Origin of the sequence: Stenotrophomonas sp., assembly GCF_032056425.1 — a bacterium.
Taxonomy (GTDB): Bacteria; Pseudomonadota; Gammaproteobacteria; order Xanthomonadales; family Xanthomonadaceae; genus Stenotrophomonas.
In genome coordinates, this window is record NZ_DAMBCN010000002.1 from 100209 (window position 1) to 117359 (window position 17151).

A 17151-nucleotide genomic window follows, 5' to 3' on the forward strand; every position below is an offset into this window, starting at 1 on the left:
ATCAACGATCTCCTTCAGCGTCATCGGCGCCGGTATCGGCCGCCGTCTCGTGCAGTGCCTTCCACGCACGGTTCAGTGCGAACAGCACCATCAGCGCCCCGCCCACGGCCAGCGGCAGGTAGTTGATGCTCTGCGGCAGGTTGGCGCCGGCGGCCTTGATGTCCAGGCCGTCCAGCAGCAGGTCGGCCGACCAGAACGCGATGAAGCCCCCCAGCACCGCTACCACCAGCTGGATCAGCACATCGACGGCACGGCGCAGGCCGGCGCCCATGTACGCGTGCAGCAGGAAGAAGCCGAAATGGCGGTTGGTATGCACGCCACAGGCAGCACCCAGGCTCATGGCGGTGGCCAGCAGCAGCAGGGTGACCGGTTCGGTCCAGCTGGGCGAATCGTTGATCACGTAGCGGGCAAACACCTGCCAGCCCTGCACCACCACCAGCCCCAGCAGGGCGGCCACGGCGCAGTAGATGGCGATGTCGGCAATGCGGTCCAGCAGGCGCTGTCCAGGCCCCGCGGCGGGCGTCGTCGTCTCGGTCATGGCAGGGTCCTCAGGCAGCGCGCATGCGATCAACCAGCGCGGCGATATCCGGCTGTTGCAGGTAGTGCTTCAGCAGTGGCTGTGCGGCCGCGCGGAAGGCCGGCATGTCCACGTCGTTGGCTTTCACGCCGTAATCGAGCACGGCGCGGCGTGCGGCGCTTTCAGAGGCATCCCACTGCTCGCGCATCACCGCCACCGAAGCGCGTGCGGTGTGCAGCAGCAGTTGCCGGTCATCGGGCTGCAGCCGCTCGAAGCTGGCCCGCGACATCAGCAGCACGTCCGGCGCATACGAGTGATCGCTCTGCGACCAGTAGTGCGCGGCCTCGAAGTGACGGCTGGAATGGAAGCTGCGCATGTTGTTCTCGGCACCATCGATCATGTGCGTTTCCATGCCAGAGAAGGTGTCGCCCAGCGACATCGGCGTGGGGTTGGCACCGAGCAGGCGCATCAGCTGGATGAAGATGTCAGACGAGGCCACGCGCAGCTTCAGGCCGTGCAGATCCTTGGGCGCCACGATCGGGTGCTTGGTGTTGTAGAAGCAGCGCGCGCCGGAATCGTAGATCGCCAGGCCCACCAGGTCGCGACTTTCGAAGCCGCGCAGCACTGCATCGGCCAAGCCATCGTCCAGCGCGGCACGCTGGTGCGCCACCGACTTGAACACGTAGGGCAGGCACAGCGCCTGGGTCAGCGGAAACGCGTTGTTCAACGCGCCGGCATACACGCGGGTGATGTCGATGGCGCCGAAGCGGGCCATGTCGATCGCTTCCGATTCGCGGCCGAGCTGGCCCGAGTGGTACTGGCGCAGGCGCAGGCGACCGTTGGTTTCGCGCTGCAGCGTCTCACCGATCCACTTCACCGCGGTCACGGTGGGGTAGTCGGCCACATGCACATCGGTGGCGGTCAGCAGGGCACCGCCGTCCACGCTGCCCGCCGGCCCACGGCCGCAGGCCGCGAGCATCGGCGTGGCCAGGGCAGCAGCGCCACCGGCCAGGAAATTACGTCGTGTGATCATCTGCGCCCTCCCGCGCGTGTTCACTGGGGCATGCCGGCGGTTACCCGGCCGGCACGGCCCTGCAGGCAATGTCGCCGAAGCCGGCGAAACGCACCAGCGCGGTCTGCCCGGCGGTGATGTCATGGATGCCAGTCGCGTTGCCGGTGGCGATCAGATCGCCCTTGCGCAGCGGACGGCCACGCAGCGCCGAACGGGACAGAGCGAACGCGTAAGCGGCGCGCAATCCACCCGGCAGGCGCGTGGCGCCCCCGGTGCCGACCACTTCACCTTCGATCAGCGTCTCGGCACGCAGCGCGGTTTCATCGCGCGTGGTCCAGTCCACGATTTCCGGGCCCAGCACCAGTCCGTTGTTGTTGCCGAAGTCGGATACCACCACGCGCGGGCCCAGTTCGTTGATCGTGGCCAACGGGCTGCTGGCCACTTCCACGCCGATGTACAGGCGGGCGGGCAGGGCTTCGGCCTGCTCGGGGGTCCACTGCACCTGTCCGGCCGGAGCGTCCTCCAACAGCTCCAGCACGTACTCGGCTTCGACTGCAGCGAAGCCGCCGACGAAGATCGGAATATCGGTTGTTCCACCGGTAGCATTTTTCAGCTGACGGGAAAAAACCGGGCCCAGCAGGCGCTCGTCCCCGGACCCATCGCGGCGCTCGGCGGCGATGTAGCCCACTTTCCAGCCCACCACCTGGTCATCCCAGGCGGCAATGGCCAGGTCCTGTACCTGGTAGGCACTGACCAGGTCGGCGGGGATATTGCCCGGGAAGGCAGGCAGGGCATGCCCTGCGCGGCGCGCCGTGGTGAAGGCGTGGGCGATCGCGGCCGCATCGTCCGGCGGCGGCGTCTGCCCGTGTGTGCCGTGTTCGTTGCTCAAGAACGGTCTCCCTGTGTTTGTTGCACTGCCCATCGACAGCGTCTGCAGGAGGTGTATATGGTAAACCGGTGTCATCGTGCAAGCCGCAGCGCATCAAGTGCCACCGGACCTTGCCTTGGGGCACGCTGTTCCCTGCCTTCGGAGCCTATGCCTGCCATGCGTCTGCGTCCTCTGGTGCTGTTGTTGTGCGGCCTGCTGCTGGCCGCACCGTTGGTCGGTGGCGCCACGCCACTGCGCGAAGGCGAGCGGCCCGGCCAGGAGCTGGCGGGCGAGCAGATCGCGCTGTGGCCAGCCGGGCAGGTGCCCGGCGAACACGGGAAGCCCAGGCCGCCACGGGTGGTCGAGCGCAGCCGCGATCCGGCGCAGCCTGACCGCTACGTCGACCAGGTGGACGCGCCGTACCTGCTGGTGCACACCCCTGCGCGCGGCAATGGCCGGGCCCTGCTGGTGATTCCCGGCGGCGGCTACCAGCGCGTGGTGATCGACAAAGAAGACAGCGCCTTGCTGCCGGAGTGGGTGGACCGCGCCGGCTACACGCTGTTCGTGTTGCGTTACCGGCTGCCGCAACCGGGCCGCGATCGCCAGGCCGCGCTGGCCGATGCACAGCGTGCGATGCGCGTGGTGCGTGCGCAGGCAACCCAGCGTGGGCTGGATGCGCAGCGCGTTTCGGTGATGGGCTTCTCCGCGGGCGGCCATGTGGCGGCACGGCTGGCCACAGGCTTCGATGTTCCGGCCTACCCGGCGCGCGATGCGATCGACCAGCTGAGCGCGCGCCCGGCACGGGCGGTGCTGGTGTATCCGGTCATCGACATGGGTGCGCATGCACACAGCGGTTCGCGCAAGCGCCTGCTGGGCGAACAACCGGATCCGGGGCTGGCAGCGCAGTATTCGATGCAGCAGCAGGTGCGCGCGGACATGCCGCCGGCCCTGCTGGTGCATGCCAATGACGATGCCGTGGTGAGCGCGCACAACAGCGAGCTGATGGCGCAGGCGCTGGCGGAAGCCGGGGTGGACCACGAACTGCACCTGTTCGCGCATGGCGGGCATGGATTCGGCATGCGCGTTGCGCCCGGTTCCACGCTGGCGCTGTGGCCGGCGCTGGCACAGGCGTGGCTGGCGGGGGGTGAGACGGGGGTGGGGTCAGAGCCCCACTCCGGTGAAGAGGGGATCCTACCCCGGGGTAGCCGATGAACACCGCGCCGAGCGATCTGCAGCGCCGCCGTTTCCTGCGCGACAGTGCGCGCTGGGCATTGGCCACGGCCACGGTGGCAGCGCTACCTGTCGCGCTGGCAGTGCCTGGCCCGCGCGCCGACACGCAGGTCGTGGCACGGGTGCGTGGCGGGCGGGTACGCGGCCAGCGCGAGCACGGCGTGCACGTGTTCCGTGGCCTGCGCTACGGCGCCGACACCGGCACCTACCGCTTCCAGCCGCCCCGCCCCGAAGCACCATGGCGCGGCATTGCCGATGCACTGGAGTACGGCGCGGCGGCACCGCAGGGCGGTGGCGAAGGTCCGGGCAGCGAAGACTGCCTGTTCCTCAACGTATGGACCCCGGCACTGAACGACGGCGCGCGCCGCCCGGTGCTGGTCTACATCCACGGCGGCGGCTTCAACAACGGCTCGGGAAGTGACCCGCTGTATGACGGCAGCGCGCTGTGCCGGCGCGGCGATGTAGTGGTGGTCACCCTCAACCACCGTTTGAACACCTTCGGTTACCTGTACCTGGGCGCGCTGGGCGACCCGCGCTACGCGATGTCCGGCAACGTGGGCCAGCTGGATCTGGTGCAGGCCCTGCACTGGGTACGCGCGCATGCGGCCGTGTTCGGCGGCGACGCCGACAACATCACCGTGTTCGGCCAGTCCGGCGGTGGCGCCAAGATCGCCACGCTGATGGCCATGCCGGCCGCGCGCGGCCTGTTCCAGCGCGCGTGGACCATGAGCGGCCAGCAGGTGACCGCGGCCGGTCCGCGTGCAGCGGCGCAGCGCGCGGCGCTGGCCATGCAGACCGTAGGGGCGGCGGACATCACCGCGCTGCTGCGCCTGCCGACGGCCGACCTGCTGGCCGCCACCCGTGCCCGCGATCCATCGCGGGTGGAAGACATCGCGCTGTATTTCGGCCCGGTGCTGGACGAGGTGGTACTGCCGGTGCATCCGTTCTGGCCGCAGGCGCCGGCTCAATCGGCGGCCATCCCGATGGTGATCGGCAACACCCGCGATGAGACCCGCGCGTTCCTGGGCAATGACCCGGCCAACTTCACGCTGGATTGGGACACCCTGCCGGCGCAACTGGAAAAGCAGCAGTTCGTGGACCTGCTGCCGTCAGTGGTGATCGAGGCGTACCGGCGCATGTACCCGCACTACACGGCGTCGGAGGTGTTCTTCGCCGCCACCACCGCCGGCCGTTCGTGGCGCGGCGCGGTGGAAGAACTGGAGGCGCGTGCACGGCAACCGGCTGGCGCCGCGCCCACCTGGGCCTACCAGCTGGACTGGCCTTCGCCGGTGGAAGACGGCCGCCTGCGCGCCTTCCACACCCTGGATATCCCGCTGGTGTTCGACAACGCCGGGCTGCCCAGTGCACGCACCGGCGGCGGCAGCGAGGCGCGCGCGCTGGCGGCGCGCATGAGCAATGCGCTGATCGCCTTCGCCCGCCACGGCGATCCCAACCACGGCGGTCTGCCGGAATGGGCGCCATACAGCCTGCCGCAGCGGCGCACGATGCTGTTCGACGTGCACAGCCGCGGCGCCGATGACCCGCGTGGTGGCGAGCGCGAGCTCTACCAGCGCGTGCCTTTCCTGCAACGAGGAACTGCCTGAGATGCGCTTTCTGACTGTCCTGCTGGCCTTGCTGGCGGCCGGCACCGCCCACGCCGCGGTCGATCCATCGATCAGTGATCGTCCGCCGCCCACGCCGATCCGCGCCAGCAAGATCGTGCTGGTGGGGGATTCCACCACCGCCGTGCAGGGCGGCTGGGGGCCGCGCTTCTGCGCCGACCATGTGACCTCGTTCGCGGCCTGCCTGAACCTGGCCCGCGGCGGCCGCAGCACGTACAACTACCGCGCCGAAGGTTCGTGGGCGCTGGTCGAGGCGGAAATGCGCACGCCGGGCTACGCCGCCACTTGGGTGTTGATCCAGTTCGGCCACAACGACCAGCCGGGCAAGCCGGGGCGGTCCACCGATCTGCAGCACGAGTTCCCCGACAACCTGCGCCGCTACGTGCAGCAGGTGCGTGCCGCCGGTGCGCAGCCGGTGCTGCTGACCCCGCTTACCCGCCGCCAGTTCGTTGATGGCGTGCTGGTGGATGATCTGTCGCCCTGGGCCGACAGCGTGCGTTCGGTAGCGCGCGAACTGCACGTGCCGCTGGTGGACCTGCATGCGCGCAGCCGCGCCCTGGCGCAGGCGCTGGGGCCGGTGCCGGCCATGCAGTTGGCGCAGGCACCGGCCAGCCAGGCGCAGGTGGCCAGTGCCCTTGACGGCACCACGGTCGGCGCCAGTCCCGCCATGGCCGGTGCACCGGCGGCCGCGCAGAACGCCGCGCTGGAGCCGATGGGGCAGGCCAAGCGGGCCTTCGATTACACCCATCTTGGCGACGACGGCGCACGGGTGTTCGCCACCCTGGTGACCACGGAACTGGCGCGCGAAGTCCCGGAACTGCGCGCACTGCTGCTGCCATGACGGCGGAAATATCGCTTAATTGCGCGCAATTGCGCCTAACGTTGTCGCAATAAGCACCATCTAGACACGATGAAGGTCTGACAACATTCTGTTAACCCCGCTCGCCTAGACTGGCCGACATGGGAGCGACACTCACACCACTGCCGTTCACAGGCCGGGATCGCCTGCTGGCGGCGATCGACGGCGCGGTCTGCCTTGCGGATCCGGCGCTGATCACCCAGGCCCTGCAGAAGGTGCTGCGCGAGGCGATCATCGATCCGCTCATCGAACTGCCGCCCTGTGTTCGCCGTCCGGTGGACGGTCACTACGCCCGGCGCGAGCTGCACCGCAGCCCGACCTTGGGCTACAGCGTCATTGCCATGTGCTGGGGTCCGGGGCAGGGCACGCCGCTGCACGACCACGATGCGATGTGGTGCGTGGAAGGTGTGTGGCAGGGCGAACTGATCGTCACCCCCTATGCCCTGCTGGAGCGGCAGGGCGACCGTCACCGCTTCGCCGCGCAGGAATCCCTGTACGGCTACCGCGGCAGCGCCGGCAGCCTGATTCCGCCGCACGAGTACCACACGCTGCGCAACGCCAGCGATACCGACGTGGCGGTGTCGGTGCATGTGTACCAGGGCGTGATGGAACGCAGCGCGGTGTTCGATCCACTGGGCGACGGCTGGTACCAGCGCCGGGTGAAGATGATGGAGACCGACGCGGCGTGACCGCGTCAGGCCCCAGGTAGCGCCGGGCCATGCCCGGCGTCGCCGCTGTCCTCAACGCGGCACGTCGGCCACGTTGTTCAACCGGGTCACTTCCTCGCCACCATCGGCCAGCGCCACGCGCACCCGCAGGCCACTGCGGTCACCCGCCGGTAGGGGCAGCGACACCACCACGGTCTTCGGCTGCAGGTCAGTGGGTGCAGCCATGGCCGGCACCTCGGTGCGTGCGATCTCGCGACCACGCGCATCCTCCAGCACTGCCACGCCCACGCCGCTGCCGACGTGGCCCAGGCTGTGCACGGTCACATGGACCTGGCGGCCGTCCACGCGCACATCGCCGCGGCCGATGCCCAGGTCCGGGCGGGTTTCCACCGGCGTGCCCGCGCTCACCCGCTCGAACTCGAAGACTTCGGTACGGCCCGGGCGGAACTGCATCGGCACCGCGGTGCTGGTTTCCAGCTGCACCGTGCGTTCGCGCGGCGTACCGTCGATGCGCCCATCGCCGTCGGCATCCACGCCGCTGCGGATGCGCCAGGTGCCGCTGGCTACGTTCCAACCGGTCATGTCGGCGCCGATGGTGCGGTTGCCCAGGGTGTAGCTGGTCACCGTGAAGCGCTCGCGGGACGGCGCATGCACCAGCAGCGCGACCTGCTCGGCGGCGCCGTCGCGGTCGAATCGCCAGCTGACCGTGTGCCCCGGCCAGCTCTGGTTGCGCTTCAGCGCGATGCCGCCCAGGCGGGCGCGCTGCAGGAATTCGCTGGGTGCTTCCACCCGATCGGACCACCAGTGGCCTTCGGTGTTCATGTACGCACGCTGCGCCTTGGCCTGCAGGCCATCGGCATGCAGCGCATCGATGTACTGCAGGTCGCCGGTGGCCTGCCAGGCCATCAGGCTGGCGAAGCCGGTCTTGCCGGCCTTCGCATCGGCGGTCAGCTGCGGGTACCAGTCCTGCTGGCGGCCCAGCACCTCCACGTAGTTCTCGCCCAGGTTGGCCAGCGCGCCCGGGCCGCCACGGGCCACGCGGTAATCCAGCGCCTGCAGGTACTTCGCATCGCCGGTCCAGCGCCACGCCGCCCAGAACGTATGCATGATGTCGCCGCTGCCCGAACCGTTGTTCAGTTCGCCGCCGCGGGTGGCACCGGTGGCCCAGTTGATCTCGTTGGGCAGGGTGAAGCGGCCCTTGTCGTCGCGGCCGGCGTGGGCCAGGTAGCCGTCGGCCAGGCCGATCACCAGCTTGCGGCCGGTCGGATCGGCGTTGTACTGGCCCAGCAGGAACGCCGGGTGCAGCACCGGGAACGAGTACGGCTTCTGCCACTGCCAGTTCGGCTCGCGGTAGACCTTGTTGCCACCGAACCAGTTGCTGGAGAACAGCAGGTTGCCCTGTGGGTTGCGCAGGATGATGCGTTCATCGAACGCCTTCACCGTTTCCATCAGCCGCTCCACCGTCAGCGGGTCGCCCCAGTTGAGGTAGAGCATGGCGCTGTTGGTGTTGATGCCTTCCTCGTAGGAATGCAGCTCGTCGGTCTCGATCGTGCTCAGCCCGTTGCTGAACATGCCATTGCGGTACACCGCATCGGACAGCGCGGTGAGCGAGGCGTTCAGGCGGTCCGGCTGCACGCCCATCAGGGCCAGGCCCGGCCACTGCTGGGTCAGGTCGGAATCATCGGAGATGCCGCCGCCGAAATCGCCGTAGGCCACCTGCCGCTCATCGATCCACCAGTCGACAAACTGCCGCACCTGCGCCAGGTCCTGCAGCTGGTGGAAGGCCCAGGCGGGCACGCCCTTGGGCACCTGCGGTGCATCGAAGGGCGGGCGCCCCTGGCTGTTGTAGCTGATGTAGTTCCAGTACAGCCGGCCCAGCTCGTGGTCGGGGTCGACCCGCAGCAGGTCGCTCAGGTCGGCGTACACGCGCGCGTACAGGCGCTGGCGCTTGGACGTGGTGTGTTCTTCCACCAGGAAGCCCCAGTTGTCGCGCACCTGGTTGAAGCGGTCGGCCACGTGTTCCTTCAGCGCTTCGGCACGCGGCTTGAACACCAGCCGCACCTGCGCACCATCCAGCGCAGCGGCGTCGAAGCCCGGTGCCGCCGAGGCGATGCTCAGCCACAGGCTGTCGGGGGTCAGGATGCGGTCGCGCAGGTCCAGCCACAGCGTGCGCTTCTGCCCGGGCTGCACCGACACCGAGACATCGATCATGTCGCGCGCCGGCCAGATCGGGTCCTTGATGCGGATGTTCAGTGGAATCAGGCCGTCCTGCGTGGCCGGAAGATCCAGCGCGGGCAGATCGATGGCCACGCCATCCAGTCCGTCGTGCATGTTTTCCCAGCTGTAGGCCCAGCTGCGGATCAACGGCTGGTTGGCCGGCGCATCGCCCACGCCGGAGGGAATGAGCACGTGCACGATCGGGCGCGGCTGCGCCGGCAGCGTATCGGCGCTGCGACGGCGTGAACCGGCACCCTTCGGCAGGGCCATCACCGTGCTGCGTTCGGCGGCCGGATAGCGGCCATCGATGTAGCGGCGCAGGGCGTCCAGGTTGGTGTAGTCGGGCAGGGCCTGGCTGTCGATGATGTAGGTCTGCTTCACCGTGCCTTCGGGCTCGGCGCCCTCGCTCACGTTGTAAGCCCAGATTTCCTGGATCGGGGTCTCCTGTTCCACGTTGCTGAAGCGCAGCACGCCGCCGGACTGCGCGGGAATGTCCTGCACGCTGCGCACCACGCCCTGTGCGCGCGTGGCCAGCACCTGCGTGGCATGCGCGGCGTCGGCGCCGTGAGTCAGGGTGCCGAAGGCCGCGCCGCGGATCTCCACCCGGTTCACCGTTTCGCCCGCCGGCAGGGTCAGGTCCAGGTGCTGGCCGCTTTCAACGTAGGTGTTCCAGTCCGGCAACTGGAAGTAGTCATTTCGGCCGGGCAGGCGCGAGCGGTTGTAGACCCCGGGCCAGGTGGTTTCGGCAATGCCATCGGTGGCCTTCCACATCCACGCTTTCAGGTCGCGGGTGTCGGCGAACTCGATCTTGCGGATGCGGGTGCCCGCGGCCGACAGCGCAGGCGGTGCGGCGCCTTCCCAGCCGAAGCGATGGCGCCAGGCGCGTTCGTCGCTGGCCGACGCCACCGCGCTGGCCGGCGCCTGGCCGCGTGCCAGCGTGGCAACGGCGGGGCCGTCCAGCATGCGGTCGTATACCCGGATATGCTGGAAGTCGCTGCCGCGCAGGAAGTTGTAGCGGCTCTGCACCTGGTAGGGCGCCATCACCCGCCCGGCCAGACCCAACTGGTCCAGCGCGGCGTCGAAATCGCCGGTGGCCTGCGTGCGCGCCACTTCGCGCCCGTCCACGAACAGGCGCACGCCCAGGTCCTCGTCCCACGCGAACGCCAGGTGCAGCCACTGGTCGGGCCGCGGCGGCGTGTCCATGCGGAACGACACGCGGCTGCGTGCCAGGTTGGCATCGGTCACGAACGCATCGAAGCCGTGGCCGTTCCAGTCGATGCGCAGCCAGGCCATGTCCCAGCTGCTGTGGTCGGCATAGCCCACGCGGAAGATCACGAACGGTGCTTCGCCCACCGCATAGCGCGGGCGCCAGTCGAAGGCCAGGGTGCCGCGCTGGGCCTGGATGTTGCCGGGCGCATCCCAGGCCAGCACGCCGTCATCTTCCCACTGGATCGCCTTGCCGCGTGCACCATCGTCCACCACGGCGGCCTTGTCGCGGAAGTTCGGCACCGCCTCGCCCTGCGCCGTCACGGCCGTCAGTCCCTGGTTGGCGTCCACGTGGAACAGCAGCGTGGGCGGTGCAGCGGCCGCCACAGGCAGGGCGCTGGCCAGCAGCAGCGCGGCCACCAGCAGGCGGCGGCGCGGACGGGACGAAGCAGAAGCAGTGCGGTGCATGGAACCTTCCTTTCAGCAGCATTCGACGGTGCAGCGGTACGGCAGGGCAGGCGGGGGCTCAGAACTTGTAGCGCAGCCCCAGGTAGTACTGGCGACCGGTATGGGTGTAGCGGTCGGGCAGGGACAGCGCCGAGTCCACGTAACGCTCATCGGCGCTGTCCAGCAGGTTGATCGCCTCGAAGCTGACGGTCAGCCGCTTGTTGAACTTCCAGGACATGTTGAAATCCACGTTCTCCACGCTGTACTTGCCGGTCACGTCGGCGGTGGCGTACTGGTTGCCGTCCAGGTCCCAGACGTTTTCCTGGGTCAGGATCTGGTTGATGTAGGCGTCGCGGTAGCTGGTGGAAACACGCGCACTGAAGCGCCCGTCGTCGTAGTACAGGGTGGCGTTGTACGAATTCGGCGACAAGTTCAGCAGGTCGTTCTCGGTGTAGGTGGTGACGATGGTGTCGCCGCTGCCGGAACTGAAGAGGTACTTGATCTTCGAATCCACGTGGGTGTAGTTCAGCTGGATGCCGAAGTTCTTCCAGAAGCCCGGCAGGAAGCTGAAGGGCTGCTGGTAGGTCAGCTCGTAGCCCTTCAGCGGGCCGCCCGGCGTGTTGAAGTAACTCTGCACGTTGAACAGCGAGTTCGGGCTGAAACCGGCCGGCAGCAGGTCCAGCGAATAGCCCATGTCCTGCCAGGTGGTCAGCAGGCGGGTGCGCTGCACGTAGGTCTCGATGTCCTTGTAGAACACCGCCGCCGACAGCAGTGCGCCTTCCTGGAAATACCACTCCGCGCTCAGGTCGTAGTTGGTGGAGCGGAATGGATCGAGCTTGGGGTTGCCCAGGTTGATCGAATAGTAGCGGTCTTCATCGACGAAGGCGGTCGGGCCGCCACTGACGCTGGGCGACAGGTTGGACAGGGTGGGGCGGGCCATGGTCTTGGCCGCGCCGAAGCGCAGCACGAAGGTGTCGGTCAGGTCCCACGCCAGGTTCAGCGACGGCAGCCAGTCGTCGTAGCGGTGGGCGACGGTGGTGCCGACCAGCAGGCGCTCACCGGCATCGGCCGTAGCGCTGGCCACGCCCAGGAACGGTTCGCAGGCCGACGACAGATCCGAGCTGCTGGCGGCCTGGCACGGCGCATAGCCGCTGGCATCGATCTGCGTGCGCACGTAGCGCAGGCCCAGGTTGCCGCGGAACGGGCGATCCCACAGCTCGGTGTTGAAATCCAGCTGCAGATAGCTGGCGTAGCTCTTCTCGGTCACGTCGAAGTTGTTGTTCGATGCGCCGTAGTGGCCCACGCCGGCCAGCCGATAGTCGCCGCCCAGGGTGCCGGTGTTGCAGTTGCAGTAGATGTCCAGCAGTTCGGCGATGCGGCTGAAATCGGGAATCAACCAGCCATTGGGCGTGTTGCCGTCCAGGCCCTTGCCGAAGCCGTCCAGGGTGGTGGACAGGTCAGCCACGCCCACCCCGCTGGGCAGCGCCTGCGACATGCGCCCGTAGCTGATGTTGCGGTACTCCTGCGTGCTCATGCCGTAGTCCTTGTAGGCCAGGCCGCCGCGCAGGGTGAAGGTGGGCGAGAGGTTGAAGGTCAGGTCGACCTTGGCGGTGTCGAAGCTGTTGTCGACGTACTGCGGGTTCAACCGCACTTCGCTGATGTTGCCGCCGCGCGCGGTGCCGTTGGCATTCACCGGCGCGGTGCCATAGCCCAGCCACTGCCATGAAGCGGCATCGCCCAGCGCGAACGGGAAGGTCATCGAGGGCATGCTGGCGCCGTTGCGCATGTCCAGCACGAACCCGTCCAGGTTGCTGTTGTCGAAGCTGACCATGGAAAACACGGGGCGTTCGAAGCTGGACGAGGAATGGCCGACCAGCGCATCCAGGCGCACCGCATCGTTGAAGCGGTGTTCGAAGTTCAGGCTGGCCTGCTTGAACTCGGTGGTCTCTTCGATCGAAGTCGATTCGGTACGGAAATCCACGTTGTCGAACACGCCGTAGACCAGGCGGTTCTGCGCATCCACCTGCGCTTCGCGCACGGCGATCTGGGTCTTGCCGCCGTACTGCGCGGTGCGGTGCAGGTTGGCGCCCAGCGAATCTTCGCGCTGGTCCTTGTCCAACCGCGAGTACATCAGGTCCAGGTTCAGCAGGCTGTCGGGGCTGAAGCGGAACTGCAGCGCGCCGGTCACACCCAGTCGTTCGATCTCGTGCTCGGTGCGCACGTAGCGCGGGTAGCGCGGGATCCACGCGTTGGTGGCGGTCTCGTAGGCGGCGATGTTTTCTGCCGTGGCCGCTGGCCGGTCGATGCCGGTGCCGCAGTGGGTGGCATCGATGCCGTAGCTGCCCCAGCCGTTGTTGCGCGCCTGGTTGGCGGCGCTGCCCACGCCCTGCGCGGTTTCATTGCTGGCCGGGTTGCGCGGCGTCTGTGGGTTGTAGCCCACCGGGCTGCAGAAGCCGTAGGTGCCGTTGTTGGCGGCGGTGGACTGGTTGGAGTTGCGGTAGTTGCCGTGCTCCCAACGAACCGGGTTGTAGCCTTCCTCGAAGATGGTGCGCTTGCTCCACGCCACCGACATCAGCGCGCCGAAGCGGCCATCGGCCCAGGTGTTGCTCAGCAGCGCCGATACGCGCGGATCCTTGCTGCGCGACAGTTCGTTGAAGCCGTACTGGCCGTTGAGCGAGGCCTGGAAACCGTCGTAGTCGAACGGGCGCGACGCGCGCAGATCGACGGTGGCGCCCAGTGACCCCTCATCCATCTGCGCCGACTGGGTCTTGTTCACCTTGACCCGGCTGAACAGTTCCGAGGCGAAGGTGTTGAAGTCGAAGCCACGGCTGCGGTTGACGCCGGTGGTGCCGCTGCCGGCGGTGGACAGGGCTTCCAGGCCATTGATGCGCACGCGGGTGAAGTCCGAGCCCAGGCCACGCACGGAAATCTGCTGGCCTTCGCCGCCTTCGCGGTCGATCGATACGCCGGCAATGCGCTGCATCGATTCGGCCAGGTTCAGATCGGGAAACTTGCCGATGTCCTCGGCGTAGATCGCATCGACCTGCTCGACGCTGTAGCGCTTCTCGTCCAGCGACTGCTGCAGGCTTTCGCGGTAGGTGGCTTTCACCACTACCTTGTCCAGGTCCACCGCATCGGGCGCGGATGCGGCCGCTTCCGGCGTCTGCTGTGCATGGGCGGTCTGGCACAGCACCAGGCCGATCGACAGGGCAAGCACGGTGAGCGGCGCGCGGCCGCGGTGAAGCGCGAGCGACGAATCCATCTGAAATCCCCTCCCAGGGTGTCCTCAAGCGTTGCAGGTGCGTTGCTGCGTCGTGCCGGCCTCCTCCGGCACGACGCGGGTGCAACGACGTGCTGACACCGCGGGTCATGCGTGAACGTAACAAAGCACATGGGACGCGGCATCTTGCGCCGCAGCAGTGCGCCGCAGCGGTGTGTCGTTGCACGGGAATGCGGCGGCGTGCGCACACGCCGCCGCGGCTGGATCAGAACTTGTAGCGCACGCCCAGCAGGTACTGGCGGCCGGTTTCGGTGTACTGCAGCGGCAGCTGGCCGGTGGTGGGGGAGTACACCCACTCGTCAGATGCTTCGTTGGTCAGGTTGATGCCTTCCAGGCTCAGTTCCAGCTGGTCGCTGATGCGGTAGCGGATCGAAGCGTCCAGCACGGTGGTGCCGGTCATGCCGTGGTAGCCATCCAGGTTGAAGCCGGTTTCCTGGCCCGGTGCCTGGGTCAGGTAATCGCTGCGGTTGGTGGCCGACACGCGCCCCGACCAGACCTCGCCTTCGTAGAACAGCGTGGCGTTCCAGGCGTTCTTCGACGTGCCGGTCAGCTGGTTCTTCATCACCGCCACGCCGTTGCCGTTGACGTACTGGATGCTGGTGTCGACCCAGGTGTAGTTCAACTGTATGCCCAGGTTCGACCACTTGCCGGGCAGGAAGGTGAAGGGCTGGGTGTAGTTGGCTTCCACGCCGTACAGCTCGCCACCGGGGGTGTTCAGCGGAATGCTGAAGGTGAAGTCATCGTTCACCGATGCACCGGTGCCTTCCAGCAGGCTGGCCGGCAGGCCACTGGTGGAGTACGGGCGCACTTCGCGGGTGGTCTGCACGAACGATTCGATGTCCTTGTAGAACAGGCCGATGCCGGCCATCGCGCCTTCGTTGAAGTACCACTCGAAGCTCATGTCCACGTTGGTGGCGCGGAACGGATCCAGGTTCGGGTTGCCGCCTGCCACGGTGCGCGCGCCGCCGGCCACGGCCACGGTCACGCCGGGGGTCAGGTTGCCCAGGCCCGGTCGGCTCATCACCTTGGCCGCGCCCAGGCGGATCAGGAAGTCCGGGGTGATCTCGGCCACCAGGTTGAACGAGGGCAGGGTGTCGTTGTACTTGCGGTTGGTGGTGGCCGGCACCAGCACGCCGCCCACGGTGGCCGCGCCACTGGAGGTCTGTTCGGTCTGCACGTAGCGCACGCCGAAGTTGCCCGACAGCGGAATGCTGCCCAGATCGGTGGAGAACTCACCCATCAGCCAGACGCCTCGGTCTTTCTCTTCCACGCTGCGGCTGTTGTTGGCACGCGGTGCCAGTGCGAACGTGCCGGTGTTGCTGTAGATGTCCAGCGCGTCGGCCACGGCATCCAGGTTCGGCACCACCCAGCTCGACGGCGAACCGGAGATGCCTTTCAGGCCGGCCTGGCTGGTCAGGTCCACCGGCACGATGCGCGAACCGTTGGCGAACGCCGGTACCGCGCCTTCGCTGTTGCGACGCAGTTCCAGCGTGTCGAAGGTGTAGTTCTTGGCCAGCACGCCGCCCTTCAGGCGGAAGCCGGGGCTGATGTTCCAGTTGAAGTTGACTTCGGCGGTGTCGAAGTCATTGTCCACGTACTGCGGTCGCAGGCGGATCTCGGCCAGCTCCCAGCCATTGGGGTTGGTCGGGTCGATGCCGTAGTTCAGTACCGGCGCACGGCGGTTGCCACGGTAGTCGTAGCTATAACCATCCACATCGTACTTGTCCATGATGATGGTGGTCTGCACCGGGTTCTCGTGCCTGGAACGCGAGACGCCCAGCTTGCCGTTCAGCGAGAACGCATCGTTGAAGCGATGATCGAAGTTCAGGCTGGCCTGCTTGAACTCGGTGCTCCATTCGTCGTGGCGGTTCTCGCTGCGGATGTCGACGTTGTCGAATTCGCCGTAGACCAGCGCGTTGTTGCGGATCTCGCCGTTGCGCACCACCATCACCGGCTTGCCGTCGCGGTCGGGGCGGCGGTTGGCGCCGGTGGCGGCATCGCGGTTGCGGCTGAACGAGATCGCTTCGATGTAGTGTTCGTCGCGCGTGGCGTCGATCTTCGAGTACAGCGTATCCAGCGAGATTTCGGTGCGATCGGTCGGTTTCCACTGCAGCGAACCGGTCACGCCCAGGCGCTTCTGCTCGTGTTCCATCTGCACATAGCGCGGGAAGCGCGGGTGGTACACATCGGCGCTGCGTGCGGCCGGGAACAGCGGGCTGGCGGCAAAACCACCGTTGCTGGTGCCGTTGGCCCAGCGCCCGGTGTTGGAGCCTTCTTCCAGCGCCTGGCGTTCGGAATAGGCCACCGACAGCAATGCGCCGAAGGTGCCATCGGCGAAGGTGTTGGCGATCAGCGCGGCCATGCGCGGGTCGGCCTTTTCAGCCATCGCATTGAAGCCGGCCTGGCCACTGGCAGCGAAGGTGAAGCCGTCGTAGTCGAACGGGCGCGCGGTACGCAGGTCCACCGTGGCGCCCAGCGACCCTTCCTCGACATCGGCCGAGGCGGTCTTGCGCACGATCATCTGCGAGAACAGATCCGAGGCGAACACGTTGAAGTCGAAGCCACGGCCGCGGTTGGTGCCGCCGCTCTGGTCGCCGGCGCCCACCGTGGTCAGCGCTTCCATGCCGTTCAAGCGCACGCGGGTGAAATCCGGGCCCAGGCCGCGCACCGAGATGTTGCGGCCTTCGCCCGCTTCGCGGGTGATGACCACGCCGGGAATGCGCTGCAGCGATTCGGCCAGGTTCAGGTCGGGGAACTTGCCCACGTCCTCGGCCACGATGGCGTCGACCACGCCTGATTCGCTGCGCTTGATGTCCAGCGCCTTTTCCACGCTGGCGCGGTAGCCGGTGACGTTCACCGTGTCCAGGTTGGTCGCGGTGGGCGCTTCACCCTGCTGCTGCGCCGCGGCGTTTACCGACAGCGCCAGGCCGACGGCCATGGCGAGCAAGGTAACCGGTGTCTTTTTTGCGTGGTTCCGAGAATGCATGCCTTTCCCCTCTCCCAAAGGTCTGGTCTCGCGAGTGTTTCAGCGGAATGACACCGCTGGTCAAGGCGGACGGTAACAGCACGTCCCGGTTCCGGCATCTTGCACCGCAACAGACCTGCAATGTCTCCAAGATGCTTGCGGGACAATGCTTCCGACAGTTTGCTAGGCTGTGCCAACGGTCGGTCGGATTTAGAATGACACCGATAGTCAACCGCCACGCGGGTGCGTGGTGCGATTCC

General features: G+C 67.4%; 10 protein-coding genes. 4 read left to right on the forward strand and 6 right to left on the reverse strand.

Annotated elements, in window-relative coordinates; all coding sequences use genetic code 11:
• Position 1: 1 nt before the first annotated feature.
• From RTY46_RS01955 to RTY46_RS01965, 3 genes are read right to left on the reverse strand one after another with little or no spacing between them, the layout of a single operon-like run.
• Positions 2-538 (reverse strand): TRAP transporter small permease, encoded by a 537-nt coding sequence (locus RTY46_RS01955; protein WP_312706422.1) that lies wholly within the window; start codon positions 536-538, stop codon positions 2-4.
• A gap of 10 nt (positions 539-548) precedes the next feature.
• On the reverse strand, positions 549-1550 hold the full coding sequence (locus RTY46_RS01960; RefSeq protein ID WP_312706423.1) for a TRAP transporter substrate-binding protein: 1002 nt from the start codon (positions 1548-1550) through the stop codon (positions 549-551).
• Between the two features lie 40 nt (positions 1551-1590).
• Entirely contained in the window at positions 1591-2418 is an 828-nt protein-coding gene (locus tag RTY46_RS01965; RefSeq protein WP_312706424.1) for a 2-keto-4-pentenoate hydratase, read from the reverse strand.
• Between the two features lie 156 nt (positions 2419-2574).
• On the opposite strand from RTY46_RS01965, the gene RTY46_RS01970 reads away from it, so the two are divergent.
• From RTY46_RS01970 to RTY46_RS01985, 4 genes are all read left to right on the forward strand, one after another.
• Positions 2575-3609 carry an alpha/beta hydrolase gene (locus tag RTY46_RS01970; RefSeq protein WP_312706425.1) on the forward strand — a complete coding sequence of 345 codons (1035 nt, stop codon included), beginning with the start codon at positions 2575-2577 and terminating at the stop codon, positions 3607-3609.
• Positions 3606-5231, forward strand: coding sequence for a carboxylesterase family protein (locus RTY46_RS01975; RefSeq protein ID WP_312706426.1), 1626 nt, complete (start codon positions 3606-3608; stop codon positions 5229-5231). The genes RTY46_RS01970 and RTY46_RS01975 overlap by 4 nt, the downstream gene beginning before the upstream one ends.
• Position 5232: 1 nt before the next feature.
• Positions 5233-6090 carry a rhamnogalacturonan acetylesterase gene (locus RTY46_RS01980; protein ID WP_312706427.1) on the forward strand — a complete coding sequence of 286 codons (858 nt, stop codon included), beginning with the start codon at positions 5233-5235 and terminating at the stop codon, positions 6088-6090.
• Between the two features lie 119 nt (positions 6091-6209).
• Positions 6210-6797, forward strand: coding sequence for a cysteine dioxygenase family protein (locus RTY46_RS01985; protein ID WP_312706428.1), 588 nt, complete (start codon positions 6210-6212; stop codon positions 6795-6797).
• A 51-nt stretch (positions 6798-6848) separates the two neighbouring features.
• Here RTY46_RS01985 and RTY46_RS01990 read toward each other — a convergent pair whose 3' ends face one another.
• The 3 genes from RTY46_RS01990 to RTY46_RS02000 all read right to left on the reverse strand — a co-directional run bounded on the left by RTY46_RS01990 (position 6849) and on the right by RTY46_RS02000 (position 16912).
• Positions 6849-10667: a LamG-like jellyroll fold domain-containing protein gene (locus tag RTY46_RS01990; RefSeq protein WP_312706429.1), complete on the reverse strand. Its 3819-nt coding sequence runs from the start codon at positions 10665-10667 to the stop codon at positions 6849-6851.
• A gap of 58 nt (positions 10668-10725) precedes the next feature.
• A complete protein-coding gene (locus RTY46_RS01995) occupies positions 10726-13908 on the reverse strand; it encodes a TonB-dependent receptor (protein ID WP_312706430.1) in 3183 nt (1060 codons plus the stop codon).
• A 223-nt stretch (positions 13909-14131) separates the two neighbouring features.
• Positions 14132-16912: a TonB-dependent receptor gene (locus RTY46_RS02000; RefSeq protein ID WP_312706431.1), complete on the reverse strand. Its 2781-nt coding sequence runs from the start codon at positions 16910-16912 to the stop codon at positions 14132-14134.
• Positions 16913-17151 lie beyond the last annotated feature (239 nt).